This window comes from Actinokineospora xionganensis (assembly GCF_014323725.1).
In the GTDB taxonomy this organism is placed as follows: Bacteria; Actinomycetota; Actinomycetes; order Mycobacteriales; family Pseudonocardiaceae; genus Actinokineospora; species Actinokineospora xionganensis.
Genome location: NZ_JABVED010000005.1, coordinates 33,824 through 48,960 on the forward strand (window position 1 = coordinate 33,824; position 15,137 = coordinate 48,960).

Here is a 15,137-nt window from a genome sequence, read left to right on the forward strand (position 1 = left end):
TCTGTGAAGCGGGGAGTCGACGTCTGTCGGCTCCCCGCTTTACGTCGGGTCAGCGGTCAGTACCGTATGACTCGTGCTGCCACGAGCCCGAGAATCGTGGTCGCGCCCGCATGTCGCGCCGCTCTGGCGACTCCCGCCATGGTGCACCCCGTGTGGTAGATGTCGTCGACGATCAAGACCGATTTGTCTTCGAGATTTTCCCTGATGCGGAACTCACCTAGCAGGGCGGTGCGCTCGCTGAGCAGTTTCATGTCCTTGGCTGAGGTCCGGTGTTCGTGGCGGGTGTAGATCTGGGTGAGAGGGATGCCCAGATCATGATGCAAGGCGGCGCCCAGCCGGACGCTCGCACTCGGCGGCCCGCTCCGGGAGTGGCCAGGCACGGGCAGGATGCGGTCAGCCCTGTTGAGCCAAGGGTGCTGCATGACCACTTCGTAGAGGTCATCGCACAGTGCGCGACCCGCGCGCATCACCTCAGCGTTGTCGCACGACCGATATCCCTTGATCGTGCGTATCAGTTCGGCGGTTGGCGTGTTCTCAAGCTGCGTGGGATCGGTCGCGGACGGTTTCTTGTAGAAGTCAAGTGCGACCGCGCCGTCGAGGTCGCTGGACCCGCGAACCCACAGCACAAGGATCTTCCTGAGCAGATCAAGGAATTCTTTCAGTTCTTCATGCGGGGCGAAGTCGAGCCGGATCCGATGGGTCCACTGCGGCTGATCGTGCGGGTGGATGTTGATGGACTTCGCTCGAGGCCACGCCCCGACGACATGGTTCACGATCTCCGGTGCGCCACGAAGCATCAAGTACCACATTTGCTTGGATACCGGGACAAGATCCCAATCATCAAGTCTGTTGGCGCGGGGGTGCGCCGTGTAGGGAGTCGGTGCGGGTGAGATGGTCACGCGGTCCACGCGCTCGAAGTCTCCTGTGCTGGGTCTCGGTCGCTACGTTTGCCAGAGTCGCACAAGCACGTGCGTCACGGATGCGGATCAGCGGATCTGGCGGGATTACGATGCGGGCATGTCGCTTGAATCTGTTGCTGAGTAAGGCGCTATGGGAACCAGCGATCACCCGGACGTCATCGAACGTGAACTGTGGCTGGCGCTGCTGGCCCCGCGCGCGTGCGGCGGGGCCCGAAGCGCGGTGAAAGTATTGCTGCAGTCGGGCAGGCATCAGCTGATGGCATTGATAGATCAGTTGGATGAGTCTGAACGAGTCGAAGCCGAATCCTCCGCGAGGCGCTTGCGTGAGGACGGCGTGCGGGTGCTGCTTTGCGACGATCCTTCGTACCCAGGGCGACTCCGATGTTTCCCAGGCGCGCCACCGACGCTGTTCTACCGGGGACCGCTCGAACTCCTCAACGCGGTCGCTGTCGGTGTCTGCGGGGCACGGGATGCGAGTGCCAGAGGCCTGGGTGCCGCGCACGCTTGTGGAGAGGACGCGGCTCGTTCCGGAGTCACCGTTGTGTCCGGGTATGCCAGAGGTGTCGACACACAAAGCCATCTAGCCGCTCTGAACGCCGGAGGTGCGACGATCGCGGTTCTCGCCGAAGGCATCGACCATTTCCGCCTCAAACAGGATTACCGAACCGTGTCAGGCGATGTCGGGCAACGAATGCTGGTGATCTCTCAGTTCCCGCCGTCCCAGCGGTGGACGGCCGGAGCTGCCATGTCACGCAACCATGTCATCGTCGGGCTTGGCCGCGCACTCGTAGTGGTTGAGGCACGTGGTTCAGGAGGCACACTCAAGGCAGGTGAACTCGCGCTTCGAACCAAACGACCCACCCTGGTCCTCGGCCTCACTGACGACGTGCCGATCGGCAACCAGCGACTATTGGCTGCCGGAGCTCGTCAGATCATGAACCGTGAGCAACTGCTCGACCAGTTGCAGCAGTTGCATGTCGAGCAAACGCCTGAGCTTCCACTCGGTTGAGCAATCACTTGTCAGTGAAAGCCAGTTTCGCTCCCAGGACAAGGAAAGCGCCCGCGAAAGTGCGGCGCATCCACGCCAGGATCTTCGGCCGCGAGATGACGTGCGTCCGGATCGCGGCGGCAAAGAGGCCGTAGGCGGTGAAGACGACGAACGTCATGGCCATGAAGACGCCGCTCATGGCGATCATGCGGAGGAAGGCGTTCGGTTCGCCCGCGGTCACGAACTGCGGCAGGAACGCGAAGAAGAAGATCGTAAGTTTCGGGTTCAGCAGGTTCAGCACGATCGCCGAGGTGATCACTTTGCGCACCGACAGCGGTCCCGTCTCCTCCGTGACGGTCAACGCGCTCCGGTCGCGGAACGTGCTGATCGCCATGTACAGCAGGTACGCGACGCCCAGGTACTTGAGGATTTGGAAGGCCAGTGCGCTCGTGTGCAGGAGGGCCGCGAGTCCGGTGATGGCGGCCAGCATGTGCGGCACGATCCCCACGGTGGAGCCCAGTGCCGCCACGACGCTCGCGCGTGAGCCGCGGGCGAGCCCGGCCGCCATCGTGTAGACGACGCCCGTTCCCGGTGTGATGACAATGATGAACGTGGTCAGCCAGAACTCGACGCTCACGGGCGTGAACCTCCGTGTGATGTGCGCTTCCCCAGTGCCGGTCAACGTACTCGGATCTTTGTCTTCAGGGAGGATTCGGACCGTGGACGATGTGGTCGAGTTCGAGGCGCACCGGTCGCGGCTGTTCGGGATCGCCTACCGGATGCTCGGGTCGGCCACCGAGGCTGAGGACATCGTCCAAGACGCCTACCTGCGGTGGAGCCAGGCCGAGGATGTCGAGACCCCCTCCGCCTGGCTGGCCACCGTGGTCACCAACCTGTGCCTCAACCAGCTCACCTCCGCCCGCGCCCGCCGCGAGCGCTACGTCGGGCCCTGGCTGCCCGAGCCCGTGGCGACCGCGGACGGCACGCTGGGCCCGGTGGACACCGCCGAGCGGCGGGAGTCGGTGTCGTTCGCGCTGCTGGTGTTGCTGGAGCAACTCACGCCCGTCGAGCGCGCCGTGTTCGTGCTCCGTGAGGCCTTCGCCTACCCGCACGCCGAGGTGGCCGCGGTGCTCGGGCTCAGCGAGGCCAACAGCCGCCAGGTGCACCGCCGGGCCCGGCAGCGGTTGGTGGGCCACCAGCCGCGGCGGAGCGCGAGCCGCGGCCAGGAGCTGTTGGAACGCTTCCTCGCCGCCGCCTACGAAGGCGACGTCGCCGGACTTGAGCGGCTGCTCGCCGCCGACGCCACGTCGTGGGCCGACGGCGGCGGCAAGGTCAACGCCGCGCGCAGGCCGGTGGTCGGGGCGAACCGGGTGGCCCGCTACCTCATCGGCATCCTCGCCCGGTTCGACACGGCGACGAACGTCAGCTTCGTGGAGGTCAACGGCGATCTCGCGGTCGTCGGCTGGGTCGGCGAGACACCGTTGGGCCTGTTCGCCCCGCAGATCGAGGGAGACTGGGTGGTCGCCCTGCGAATTGTGGCGAACCCCGACAAGCTGACCTATCTGGCCGCGCAGCTGTCACGTTCCGGGGAGCTGTCCGGTCTGCAGGGGTGACCGTTCAACCCTGGAGGACCAGTGACCCCACCGATTCTGGTGACCGGCGGCCGAGGCACCCTCGGCCTCGTCGTTGTCCGACAGCTGACCGACGCGCGCAGGCCCGTGCGCGCGGTCAGCCGTTCGACTACGCCACCCGTCGACCTGCTCACCGGCGACGGCCTCGACACCGCGCTGGCAGGCGTGGGCACCGTCATCCACTGCGCGACGACGCTGGGAAGCAAGGACGTCGTGGCCACCGAGAACCTCCTCACCGCGGCCAGAGCGGCCGGTGTCAAGCACTTGGTCTATATCTCGATCGTCGGCATCGATCGCATTCCACTGCCGTACTACAAGACCAAGTTGGCGGTAGAGCGGCTGATCGAGGATTCGGGCATTCCGTGGACCACCTTGCGCACCACGCAGTTCCATGACCTGCTCGCGCTCCTGTGGTCGCGGCAGCGGCTCCCAGTCCTGTTCTATCCCTCGCTCCGGTTCCAGCCTGTCGACACCGAGAGCGTGGCCGCCCGGCTCATCGACCTGGCGGACGGTCCGCCCGCCGGCCGCGTTCCCGACCTGGGTGGGCCAAAAGTCGAGAAGGCGGGCGACCTCGCCCGCGCCTACCTGCGGTCGACCGGCAGCCGCCGCCCCGCCGTCCCGCTGTGGCTGCCCGGCAAGACCTTCGCCGCCTATCGGCGCGGGGAACACCTGACACCCGACCATGCCTATGGACTCGTCGACTTCGACACCTTCCTGGCGCGGTGATGAGGGCGATCGTCGCACTGCTCGCCCGCACCGAGGCTCGTGCGAGTCGCGCTCGGGGACGTCTGCCGCAAACGGTGTCATAGCGCTCCGCATATGATGGACACGGCCGGTTCGGGGGGTCCGCACGCCAGTCGGGCGCCGGTCCACAGGGGCCGACGACGGGGGGCACGTGAGCGAACCAGAGGGTGAGCGTCCGCGGACGCCCGCGCTGCCCGAGGACTACCGGGACATCTTCCTGTCCCAGGTCTCCGTCGTCACCATCGCCGAGCCGCCGCGCCGCAACTCGCCGATCGTGCTGTTCGCCGTGCTCTGCATCGTGCTGGTCGGCATCGCGTGGATCGCGGTGATCGGCAAGGTGACCTCCGGCGGTCTGTCCACGACGGTCGAAGGCACCGCGTACGCGGTCGGCGAGCACGGTGTCGGCCAACGTCCCCGCGCCAATCCGGGTTCGCTCGCTGAACTCGCGGCCAACCCGGTGCTGGTTCCCGGCGCGGCGCTGCGCTCGGCCGCGTGCGACCTGCCGGACCTCGACACGGGTGCGGGCGAACTCGAAAGCTACTACCGCAAGGGGATCACCTGCCTCGACGAGGCGTGGCGGCCCGTGTTGACCTCGGTGAACCTGCCGTTCCGCAGCCCCGGGCTCAACATCGCCGACGACCCGCGCACCAAGTGCGGATTCGCACCGGGTGAGCACGAGGCGACGGCTTTCTACTGCGCCCGCGACAAGATCATCTACATGCCCCGCGAGCGGCTGATCCGGGACGCCGGGGACGAGACGGCGTATCACCTCGCCGTCCTCGCCCACGAGTACGGGCATCACGTGCAAGCCCAGTCGGGCATCCTGCGCGCGGCTCAGGACCAGGAACAGGTGGCCGACGAAGACGAGTTGCCCGAACTGAGCAGGCGCGTGGAGCTCCAGGCGAACTGCTTCGCCGGGGCGTTCCTGGCCGCTGTCGCCGGAAACGGTTCGGTGGACCAGGATCTGGCGCAGGCCGCAGTCGACAGCTTCAACGACACGCTGAACAGTGACACCCACGGCAGCCGCAAGAACCAGTCCGCCTGGGCGAAGGCCGGTTTCACCGGCAAGTCGAGTGCCTCATGCAACACCTGGCAGGCACCCGCCGACGAGGTCAAATAACCGCGAGTCGTCCATTCCCGACAATGAGTTCACCGTTCAGGACAGTGAGTTCGCATTTCACGGCGCCCGCCACTGGGCGAGCACCCGCTCGATGTCGTCTCGGATGCGCTCGCGTGCCTCGGCGCGGGCGACCCCGGCCATGAGCATCGCGTCGTACTCGGTCTCCTCGTGCCGGATGGCGGCGACCACGGCGAGCGTCACCGCGTTCTCGTCCAACGCCTGACCGGCCGCCGAGCGCCCAACCCGGCCGCTGGACCGTGTCCCCGCGTGTTCGGCGATCGCCTTCGCCCTGTCGACCGCCAGCCGGGGGAACAGTTCGGCGATGCGCAGCGCGAACGCCGCCTGGAATTCGACGTCCTGGGCGGCGCGCCGCTCACGGTCGCGGGCTTTGCGCCGCTCACGAAGCTCCTCGTCGGCGAAGCACTGCTCCTCGGCGACGTCGAGTGCGGCCCGCTCGACCAGCAGCCCACGCCGCTGGAACCGTTTGCGGGACTTGTCCCACCGCACCACCACCGCGGCCAGCCCGCTGGCCTTGCGGGCGCGCCGGGTCAGGGCCGTGTCGCCCGACGGCAGGAACACCAGGTGGTCCATGTCCGCGCAGCCCAGGCACAGCGGGCGCTCGTCCTGCAGGAAGTGGAAGTCGCCGGTGTCCTGGCACTGCGAGCAATACCAGTGCCTGTCCGGCTGGATGACCACGAGGTCCGGCACTTTCCGCTGCCGTTCCAGCACCTTCTCCCGGCGCGCCGCGGGAAGTTCCGGGTCGGTCCAGTGCGTGCGGTACCGCTTGTCGTCGCTCGCGCTGAAGACCAACGCGCGGCGGTCGCGGGTCGCGGCGATGTAGTCCACTTCGGACGGCGCGAGCGCGCGCTCCTCGGCCCACTCGTGCAGCAGGTCGACTGCCTCCGCCATCCGCTCCGCGGGCACGGCCGCGACTTGGTCCAGCTGCGGGGTCCGGCCCTGCTCCCAGGCCTCGACCACCCGTCCGCTGAGCCAGCCCAGCCCGGCCATGACGTCGAGCGGGCTGACGAACTTCTTGCGGCGCAGCAGTTCCTCGGCGACCGCGGCCACCCGTCCGGCAAGTCTCATGAACCTTCCACCATGGTCCGGTACGCGGGTCGGAGGAATTCCACCAGCGCACGCCCGCGTACGATCACCGGCAGCGGGTCGAGCTGGTCGAGCAGCGCGTCCGGCTTGTCCGCCGCGGCGGGCGCGTCCCCGGTGCGCGGGGATGGCTTGCCCCAGAAGGAATCGAGCACCGACGAAAGCGGCTCACCGACGTCCGCTGGCGCTGTGGTCACCGTGCTGTCCCGCAACGCGCGGAGATGATCCAGGAGTTCCTGTCTGCCCCGGCCGCGCCAGGCGAGCATCTCGAACGGGTCGGCGTCGAACGACTCCGCGAGCAGGTAGCAGGCGGCGGCCAGGTGTTTGCACGGCACTTCCCAGTCCGGGCACGAACAGTCCATCGACAGCTCGCGCGACGAGTCGGGGAACAGCTTGAGGCCGACGGTCCCGAACACGGCCTCGATGTCGGCGGGCATCTCGCCCGCCAGCAGCTTCGCCATGAACAACGCCTGCCCCGCAAGCGCTTTCTCCACTTCGATCCACTGCTCAGGGGTGAACGCCCTGACCCCGATGCGCACCCGGTACGGCTCCGGGCGCGAGCCCTGGACCTGCGCGACAGCGATGCTGGTGGACAGCGACAGACTCAACACCTGCCCCGCGCGCGCGTACCGCTTGCCGCGTTCAAGCCTGCCGCCCATGCCGAGCGACTCCAGCACCTCGAAGAACCGCCGGGACCACCAGGTGCGCGCTATGTCGCCATGCTGACTGCGCGTGCGGATCCCGCCCTCGACCCGGATTGTCTTGGTCGGCTCGGTTCGCCACCACTCCTCACTCACCGACGGCCTCCGCGGACAGGGTGACCAACTCGCGCAACTCGGCCGTGGACAGCTCGGTCAGCCAGTCCTCGCCCGCGCCCACGACCAGTTGGGCAAGCGCTTTCTTCTGTTCGATCATCTTGTCGATCCGCTCCTCGAGCGTGCCGATGCAGACGAACTTGCGGACCTGGACGTCCCGCCGCTGGCCGATGCGGAAGGCTCTATCGGTGGCCTGGTCTTCGACCGCCGGATTCCACCAGCGGTCCAGGTGGATGACGTGGTTCGCCGCGGTGAGCGTCAGACCGGTGCCGCCCGCCTTGAGCGACAGCAGGAAGATCGACGGGCCGTCGCCGGACTGGAAGCGCTCGACCATCGCGTCGCGCTGCCTCTTGGGTGTACCGCCGTGCAGGAAGAGCACGTCGGTATCAAACCGGGCGGCCAGATAGGGGACCAGCATCGCGCCGTAGCTCGCGAACTGGGTGAAGCACAGCGCGCGGTCGCCCTCGGCGAGCGCTTCCTCCAGGATGTCCTCCAGCCGGGCCAGTTTGCCCGAGCGGCCCGCGATGCGGGAGCCGTCGCCGAGGAACTGCGCCGGGTGGTTGCAGACCTGCTTGAGCTTGGTCATGGTCGCGAGCACCAGACCCTTGCGCTGCACGCCTTCGCTCTCCTCGATCTTGCCGAGCATGTCGTCGACGACCGCGCGGTAGAGCGTGGCCTGCTCGGTGGTGAGGTTGCAGAGCTGCTTCATCTCGATCTTGTCCGGCAGGTCGTCGATGATCGCCGGATCGGTCTTCACCCGGCGCAGCACGAACGGCCCGGTGATTCGCCGCAGCCGGGCCGCGGCCTCCTCGTCGCCATAGCGCTCCACGGGAACCGCGTAGCGCGCGCGGAACCTCGACAGGGGGCCGAGGAGTCCCGGGTTCGCGAAGTCCATGATCGACCACAGTTCGGCGAGCCGGTTCTCCACCGGTGTGCCGGTAAGCGCGATCCGGTGCCGCGCCGGGAGAGACCGGACCGCCTGCGCCTGCCGGGACGCGCTGTTCTTGATGTTCTGCGCCTCGTCGAGCACGATCCGGTCCCACGTCAGCTCGGCCAGCTCCGCGGTGTCGCGGGCGGCCAGGGCGTAGGTGGTGATGACCAGGTCGGTGCCCGCGACCGCGGCGGCCAGCTCCGGCCCGCTCATCCGGTCGGCGCCGTGGTGGACGTGTACCCGCAGGGCGGGAGCGAACTTCTCGGCCTCGCGCTGCCAGTTGCCGACAACCGACATGGGGCACACCAGCAGGGTCGGCGCGCGGCCCGGTGTCGCGCGGGCGGCGACTTCGAGCGCGAGCAGCTGCACCGTCTTGCCCAGGCCCATGTCGTCGGCCAGGCAGGCGCCCAGCCCGAGCCGGTCGAGGAACGTCAGCCAGGCCAGGCCCCGGCGCTGGTAGGGCCGCAGCTCGGCGGTGAAGCCCGCGGGCGTGTCGACCGGGTCGAGGGTCGCCTCGACGGAACCGCCGAGCAGGTCGGCCAACCAGCCGGTGCCGCCGACATCGAGCAGCGGGACCGGGAACTCGTCGTCGTCCGGCGGCATCCCGGCCAGGTCGATGACCTCGCCCGCGGACATCCGGCCGCTGCCCGAGCGCTCCAGGAAGGCCAAGCCCGCGGCGAGTCTGCGCTGGTCAAGGTGCATCCACTGGCCGCGGACCTTCACCAGCGGCACCTTGGCGGCGGCCAGTTCCTTGAGCTCGTGCTCGCTGAGGGTGAGGTCGCCCAAGGCCAGGTCCCACCGGTAGTCGACCAGTTCGTCCTTGCCCAGCATCGTGTTGCGGCTGACCGTGCCCGCGGCCCCGCGCGAGGCCGTCGTCAGCCGCAGGCCGATGCCGGAGGACTGGCGCCACCAGGTCGGCAGGAGCACGCCGAACCCGGCCTGGTCGAGCGCGGGGGAGTGGCTGAGGAACCGGTGGGCGCCTTCGGTGTCGAGCTTCATGCCGACCGGACGGGAGTCGCGCAGGGCGGTGTCGAGGTCGGGGAAGATCCGGGCCGCCTTCGCCAGGTCGGCGATCAGCAGCTCCTGCGGGCGGGTCACCCAGCGGTGCAGGACGCTCTCGCCGTTCCACACCTGCGCGGCGGGCACGAGGACGCTCGGGTCGTCGGCGGCCTGCAGCAGGAACTCGACCTCCCACTGCTCGGCCTGTTCCGGGGACTTCAGCCGCAGGCACGTGCGAACCGGGTTCTGGTGCGCGGCGCCGGACCGCCAGGTGTCGAGCTGGCGGCTCAGCAGTTCGACCAGTGAGCTGTCGGCATCGATGTGCGCGTCGCCGGTCAGCGCGTTGAGGAACGCGCCGGACGCTTCCTCAATGGTCCGATAACTACCCGACGGGGCGACAGGGGAGTCGGCGAGCCTGCTTCGCGCGATCCCGTCGACCATGGCGTCGAGCAGTTGGCGCAGCACGTCGTCGGCGTCGCGCCCGTCGAGCAGGTCGGGCTCGAACTGCTCCGCGCGCGCCACCGGGGGGACGCTGTCGCGCAGCCGGGCGAACCGAGCGGCGTCGGCCCCGGAGAGCACCGGCCGCCAGCGTGCCGCCGGGCCGTCGGCCTCGGTGACGATCGCGGGCAGCACGCGACCTCGGTCGACCAGGTCTTCGGCGAGGGCGGCCACGGTGGCGACGAAGCGAATGCTCGAGCCCGGCCGGATGTCGTCGTCGAGGTCGAGCAGTCGCGGCAGCTCGGCGGCTAGCGCGGCCGGGTCACAGCCGAGGACCGGCACCTGCCAGGGCCGCAGCGAAATCTCCCCGCGCGGTTTGGCGAGGACGACCATGGGGTCGCGGACCAACTCGGGGGAGTCGACCGGCGCGGCCGGGCGCGACGGCAGCAGGACCGGCAGCGTCCGCGCCTTGGCCGCCAAACCAAGCCGGTCGGCAAGGACGTCGGAGGGCACCGCGAACGGATGAGCCCGAGCCGTCCGACTCGCCCGGCGCGGCGGCGACTCCGAATCCTCAGCCCACAGCGCCACCTCTCCCGCGGCCGTGGCCAGACAGTGCAGCGCCAACACGCGGTACACAGTAGCCGGCGGGTGTGACAGGTTCGCGCTTGGACGTCATCGGTTGTTCAGCCGCGCGGCCTCCCGCAGTGCCTCGTCCACCGGTTCGTCTCGGTTCGCTCCAACCGCAACACCGCCCGAGCAACCTGATCGCAACGCGAAGCGAACTCCGCCGCGATCCTTGTGGTGAGCCCGCCCGTGGGGATGGCGGCCATCATCACGGAGGGTTCGGTGCGCAATCGGCCAAGATCGCGGATCACCGAGAACCCGACCTCCGGCGGCTCGGCACTGATCAGGTCGGTCGGCTGGTGCTTCAACGTTTGGTCCTTCCCTGGTCTTGATGCGCGCGCCATTTGCCGTGGCAGTCCCGACACATGGGCCGAAGCCGGTCGCGCCGGAAGTCTTCGGGGGCGAGGACGACTTCGAGGCCGCAGAGGGTGGTGAAATCGGCGCCGGGGAGTGGTGGGTAGGGGCGGTGGGTCGTGTTGGGGATGGCGTGCAGTCCGCCGTCGACGGCCTGCCACTCGAAGGGGCGGTCAGTCATCGTTTCTCGGCAGTTGGCCGATCGCGACACGAAGCTTGCGATGGACATCCTGTGCGACGTCCGAGCTCTCGGTACGGAATATCCCGGGTGTATCCAGAGTGATGATCAAGCTGTCACGCGGAACCTCGATCGCCATGATGCGACCGTCGTCATCCGTGACCGTCCAACGGGCCATGCAAGCCACCTCGCATCGAATGAATGCTACAGAGCGTACGTGCGCTACGTAGCGTCCATGCAATGCCCTGATCGGGGGACTCCGCGCCGCGCGCAGGCGCCGCGTAGGGTTTGCTACATGTCCGTAAGCAAGCCCGCAGCAGCACGTGAAATGGGTGCGGAGCTTCGAAAGCTTCGAGCGGCCGCAGGTATGACCCTTCGCGCCGTCGAGAGTCGAACGGGCATCAGCAACGCCAAGATCAGTCTGTGGGAGACCGGGCAGCGGTTGGCCGCGCACGACGACCTCTTGCTCGTCCTCGATGCGATCGGCGCCGTTGGGGATGATCGTGAGCGCCTTCTCGGGAAGTGGCGTGCGGCGACAGAAGGTCCGGGTCAGCTCTTGGGAAGCGCGCCGTTGGTCGGAACGGCGCTCGCTCAGCTCATCGATCAGGAACAAGCCGCACGTCGGATAACAACGGTGTCCCCGCTACTCATCCCCGGGTTGCTACAGATCAGTAGCTACGCGCGGGAGATCTTCGGTCAGAGTCCGGATGCGCATACGCGTCTTGCTATTCGCATGGGGCGTCAGGAGATTCTCACGCGCAAGAGGAACCCGGTTGAACTGCACGCACTGATCGACGATGGGGCGCTGATGCGGCCCATCGCGCCGCCTGAGGCGATGACCGACCAGATGCGCCACTTGCTCACGATGGCTGAACTTCCGAACGTGACCATTCAGTTGGTGCCATCCACGGCGCCTGGATACTCGCCGCATCTTGCTGGTGCTTTCATCATGTTCGAGTTCCCGTCTGCTGCGCCGATAGTCCATCTGGAGCACTACCGGGCGAGTGTCACGTTGTGGGATGAAGAAGATGTCAGCGGCTTCGCCGCTGCCGCGGTGAAGGTGGCGGAACGGGCACTGTCTCCAGTGCGCACGCTCGACGTGATCAAGGAGCTGATCGAAGGGATGGAGGCCGAATGAGTGCTCGACCGGTCGAGGCAATCAGGTGGCGGAAGGCGAGTCGTTCGGACGGCAATGACACTTGCGTCGAGCTAGCAAACACCCTCGATGCGCTGCGCGACAGCAAGAATCCGGGCGGCCCGATGATTCGTGGTGATGTGCGGCAACTTCTTCGTGCGGTCCGGATGGCCTAGCGCGGAACGGCTCCTCTCCATCGAAGAGGAGCCGTTCCCTTCTAAATCAGTGTGCGCAGTAGGAACTCGTAGACGATGGCCGACATGAAGGCCCGCTGCTCGTTGTCCGCCGCCGCCCCGTGGCCGCCCTCGATGTTCTCGTAATACTTCGGTTCATAACCGAGTTCACGCATCCTCGCCGCCATCTTGCGGGCGTGCCCAGGGTGCACGCGGTCGTCGCGGGTGGAGGTGATGAAGAAGACCGGCGGGTACTCGCGTCCACTGTGGACGTTGTGGTACGGCGAGAACTCCTTGAGGTAGGCCCAGTCGGCCGGGTCGTCCGGGTCGCCCCACTCAGCCATCCAGGACGCGCCCGCGAGGAGCAGGTGGTACCGGCGGAGGTCGAGCAGCGGGACCTGGCTGACGACCGCGCCGAACAGCTCCGGGTAGCGGGTCAGCATGACGCCCGCGAGCAGGCCGCCGTTGCTGCCGCCCTGCATGCCCAGGCGCGAGGGCGTGGTCACTCCGCGCGCCACGAGGTCGCGCGCGACGGCCGCGAAGTCCTCGTACGCGCGGGGGCGGTTCTCACGCAGTGCGGCCCGGTGCCAGGCGGGGCCGTACTCGCCGCCGCCGCGGATGTTGGCGACCACGTACGTGCCGCCCTGGGCGAGCCACGCGCGGCCCATCCCGCCCGCGTAGGACGGGGTCAGCGAGATCTCGAAGCCGCCGTACCCGTAGAGCAGCGTGGGCCCCTTCGGGTCGCTCCCGGCGACCACGAAATAGGGGACCTGCGTGCCGTCGTCGGACGTGGCGAAGTGCTGCTGGACCGTGAGCCCCTCGGTGTCGAAGAACGCGGGCGCCTGCTTGAGCGCCTCGACCTCGCCGCCGATCTCCCCGCGCAGCAGGGTCGCGGGCTGCAGGTAGCCGCTGACGTTGAGCAGGTACTCGTCGCTGTGGTCCGGGTCGGTGTCGATCACGTCCGCGGAGCTCAGCTCCGGCGCCCCGGGAAGCGGTGCGCGCGTCCAGCCGTCCGGTCCTGGAGTCAGCGCTTCGAGCCTGGTGTTCACGTCGACGAGCTCGTTGAGGATCAGGTGGTTGCGGGTCCACGAGTAGCCTGCCAGCGAGCTGTGCGCGTCGGGCTCGAACAGCACTGTCATGGACCGCTCGCCCGCGAGGAAGGCGTCGAAATTCGCGGCGAGCAGCGAGCCGGACCTGTGCGTGGTGTCGCCGATGGTCCAGTCCGAGCGCAACCAGACCAGCAGCCACTCGCGGTGGGCGTCGGACGTGGCGTCGTCCGGTACGTCGATGCGGACCAGGCCGCCCGGGGTCCGCACGAACTCCTCGGAGGTGAAGAACTCCGGGTGGCGGCCGACAAAGTCCCGCTCGAACCCGGGCGTCGAGTCGTGCACCGCGTAGGCGGAGACGTCCTCGGGCTTGCCCTCGAAGACGGTGACCGCCTCCGCCAACGGCGTGCCGCGCCGCCACTCCTTGATCACCCGCGGATAGCCGGACGTGGTCAGCGAGCCGTCGCCGAAGTCGGTGCCGACGTAGATCCGGTCCGCGTCGATCCAGCTGACCCGGGACTTGGCCTCCGGCAGGGTGAACCCGTCGGTGACGAACTCGCCGGTGCGCAGGTCGAACTCGCGGACCACCGTCGCGTCCGCGCCGCCGCGGGAGAGCTCCACCAGCGCGAGGTGGTAGTCGGGCTTGAGGACCGCGGCCCCTGCCCACACCCAGTTCTCATCCTCGCGCTCGGCGAGGGCATCGACGTCGAGCAGGATCTCCCATTCGGGTTCGGCTGTGCGGTACTGCTCCAGCGTCGTCCGCCGCCACAGCCCCCGCACATGGGTGGCGTCCTGCCAGAAGTTGTAGAGGAACTCGCCGCGCCGCCGCGGGTACGGGATCCGGTCGTCGGCGTCGAGGACCTCCCTGATTCCCGCGCGAAGAGAGTCGAACCGCTCACCCGCCAGTTCGGCCGTGGTCTCGGCGTTGCGCGCCTTCACCCAGTCCAGGGCGGTCTCGTCGGTGACCTCTTCCAGCCACAGGTACGGGTCGTCGAGTCCCTCAGTCATGCCGCCAGTGTGCCGTATCAGTAGCGTGGGTCTCGTGCTCATCGGATTCGCCGCCCCGGTGTCAGGCTCGTGGGCGACTGTGGACAACCTCGTGCGGGTCGCCACCCGCGCCGAGGAACTCGGCTACCACTCGGTGTGGACGTTCCAGCGGCTGCTCTCGCCACCCGACGGGAGTTGGGGTGAGTCCTACCGGTCGGTCCTCGACCCCGTCGCGGCCACGTCGTTCCTCGCCGCCCACACCACCCGGGTGCGGCTCGGCATCGCCGTGCTCAACCTGCCGTTTTTCGCCCCGCCGCTGCTCGCCAAGCAGTTGGCCACCCTCGACGTGCTCAGCGGTGGGCGGCTCGACGCGGGCCTGGGCATCGGCTGGGCGCCGGAGGAGTACGCCGCCGTCGGCGTGGACATGGCGGGCCGTGGCAAGCGCGCGGAGGAATACCTGCCGCTGCTGCGCCGGTTCTGGACCGACGACGTCGTCGAGCACGAGGGCGAGTTCTACCGCGTCCCCGCGACCCGGATGGATCCCAAACCGGTGCAGGAGGGCGGCCCGCCGGTCCTGCTGGGCGCCTCAGCCGAACCGGCGCTGCGTCGAGCGGGTCGGCTGTGCGCCGGCTGGGTGAGCAGCAGCCGCGCCGACCCGGCCGCCATCGGCGAGTCGGTCAACGTCGTGCGCGCGGCCGCGGCCGACGCCGGCCGTGACCCCGATGGGCTTCGGTTCGTGTGCCGAGGCGCGGTCCGCGTGCGCGCGGAGCGGACCCGTCCACTCACCGGCACCCTGGAGCAGATCCGCGCCGACTTCGCCCTGCTCGAGGAGCAGGGCGTCACCGAGCTGTTCATCGACCTGAACTTCGACCCGGAGATCGGCTCCCCGGACGCCGACCCGGCCGAGTCGATGCGCCGGGCCGAGGATGCGCTGACCGCGTTCGCGCCCTAGG

Annotated in this window: 15 protein-coding genes; 7 read left to right on the plus strand and 8 right to left on the minus strand. The window is 68.4% G+C overall.

Annotated elements, in window-relative coordinates; all coding sequences use genetic code 11:
- Positions 1–56: 56 nt before the first annotated feature.
- Positions 57–908 (minus strand): ComF family protein, encoded by an 852-nt coding sequence (locus GPZ80_RS33665; RefSeq protein WP_187220137.1) that lies wholly within the window; start codon positions 906–908, stop codon positions 57–59.
- Between the two features lie 142 nt (positions 909–1,050).
- On the opposite strand from GPZ80_RS33665, the gene GPZ80_RS10545 reads away from it, so the two are divergent.
- Positions 1,051–1,929, plus strand: coding sequence for a DNA-processing protein DprA (locus GPZ80_RS10545; RefSeq protein ID WP_187220138.1), 879 nt, complete (start codon positions 1,051–1,053; stop codon positions 1,927–1,929).
- A gap of 4 nt (positions 1,930–1,933) precedes the next feature.
- Here the strand turns inward: GPZ80_RS10545 and GPZ80_RS10550 are convergent, their stop codons facing one another.
- On the minus strand, positions 1,934–2,545 hold the full coding sequence (locus GPZ80_RS10550) for a LysE family translocator (protein ID WP_187220139.1): 612 nt from the start codon (positions 2,543–2,545) through the stop codon (positions 1,934–1,936).
- Between the two features lie 82 nt (positions 2,546–2,627).
- Between GPZ80_RS10550 and GPZ80_RS10555 the strand changes: the two genes are divergently transcribed.
- From GPZ80_RS10555 to GPZ80_RS33670, 3 genes are all read left to right on the plus strand, one after another.
- Positions 2,628–3,521, plus strand: coding sequence for an RNA polymerase sigma-70 factor (locus GPZ80_RS10555; RefSeq protein WP_312880238.1), 894 nt, complete (start codon positions 2,628–2,630; stop codon positions 3,519–3,521).
- 21 nt (positions 3,522–3,542) lie between these two features.
- Entirely contained in the window at positions 3,543–4,265 is a 723-nt protein-coding gene (locus GPZ80_RS10560; RefSeq protein ID WP_187220140.1) for an SDR family oxidoreductase, read from the plus strand.
- 169 nt (positions 4,266–4,434) lie between these two features.
- Positions 4,435–5,403 carry a neutral zinc metallopeptidase gene (locus GPZ80_RS33670; RefSeq protein WP_187220141.1) on the plus strand — a complete coding sequence of 323 codons (969 nt, stop codon included), beginning with the start codon at positions 4,435–4,437 and terminating at the stop codon, positions 5,401–5,403.
- Positions 5,404–5,460: 57 nt separating this feature from the next.
- On the opposite strand, the gene GPZ80_RS10570 is transcribed toward GPZ80_RS33670, so the two are convergent.
- The 5 genes from GPZ80_RS10570 to GPZ80_RS10590 all read right to left on the minus strand — a co-directional run bounded on the left by GPZ80_RS10570 (position 5,461) and on the right by GPZ80_RS10590 (position 11,021).
- On the minus strand, positions 5,461–6,489 hold the full coding sequence (locus GPZ80_RS10570) for a DUF2293 domain-containing protein (protein WP_187220142.1): 1,029 nt from the start codon (positions 6,487–6,489) through the stop codon (positions 5,461–5,463).
- Positions 6,486–7,301, minus strand: coding sequence for an SWIM zinc finger family protein (locus GPZ80_RS33675; protein ID WP_187220143.1), 816 nt, complete (start codon positions 7,299–7,301; stop codon positions 6,486–6,488). The genes GPZ80_RS10570 and GPZ80_RS33675 overlap by 4 nt, the downstream gene beginning before the upstream one ends.
- Positions 7,294–10,314, minus strand: coding sequence for a DEAD/DEAH box helicase (locus GPZ80_RS10580; protein WP_187220144.1), 3,021 nt, complete (start codon positions 10,312–10,314; stop codon positions 7,294–7,296). Before GPZ80_RS10580 ends, GPZ80_RS33675 begins: the two co-directional genes overlap by 8 nt.
- A gap of 301 nt (positions 10,315–10,615) precedes the next feature.
- Positions 10,616–10,846, minus strand: coding sequence for an HC3 family zinc finger protein (locus GPZ80_RS10585; RefSeq protein ID WP_187220145.1), 231 nt, complete (start codon positions 10,844–10,846; stop codon positions 10,616–10,618).
- Positions 10,839–11,021, minus strand: coding sequence for a hypothetical protein (locus tag GPZ80_RS10590; RefSeq protein ID WP_187220146.1), 183 nt, complete (start codon positions 11,019–11,021; stop codon positions 10,839–10,841). Before GPZ80_RS10590 ends, GPZ80_RS10585 begins: the two co-directional genes overlap by 8 nt.
- Before the next feature lie 117 nt (positions 11,022–11,138).
- Here GPZ80_RS10590 and GPZ80_RS10595 point away from each other — a divergent pair, with 117 nt between their 5' ends.
- Positions 11,139–11,981, plus strand: a complete 843-nt coding sequence (locus GPZ80_RS10595; protein ID WP_187220147.1) for a helix-turn-helix domain-containing protein — start codon at positions 11,139–11,141, stop codon at positions 11,979–11,981.
- Complete coding sequence (locus GPZ80_RS10600) at positions 11,978–12,154, plus strand: DUF397 domain-containing protein (RefSeq protein ID WP_187220148.1); 177 nt, start codon at positions 11,978–11,980, stop codon at positions 12,152–12,154. The genes GPZ80_RS10595 and GPZ80_RS10600 overlap by 4 nt, the downstream gene beginning before the upstream one ends.
- Before the next feature lie 41 nt (positions 12,155–12,195).
- Here GPZ80_RS10600 and GPZ80_RS10605 read toward each other — a convergent pair whose 3' ends face one another.
- Positions 12,196–14,205 (minus strand): prolyl oligopeptidase family serine peptidase, encoded by a 2,010-nt coding sequence (locus GPZ80_RS10605; RefSeq protein WP_187220149.1) that lies wholly within the window; start codon positions 14,203–14,205, stop codon positions 12,196–12,198.
- Between the two features lie 34 nt (positions 14,206–14,239).
- On the opposite strand from GPZ80_RS10605, the gene GPZ80_RS10610 reads away from it, so the two are divergent.
- The gene (locus GPZ80_RS10610; protein ID WP_187220150.1) at positions 14,240–15,136 is read left to right on the plus strand and encodes a TIGR03619 family F420-dependent LLM class oxidoreductase; all 897 of its coding nucleotides are present in this window, start codon (positions 14,240–14,242) and stop codon (positions 15,134–15,136) included.
- Position 15,137 lies beyond the last annotated feature (1 nt).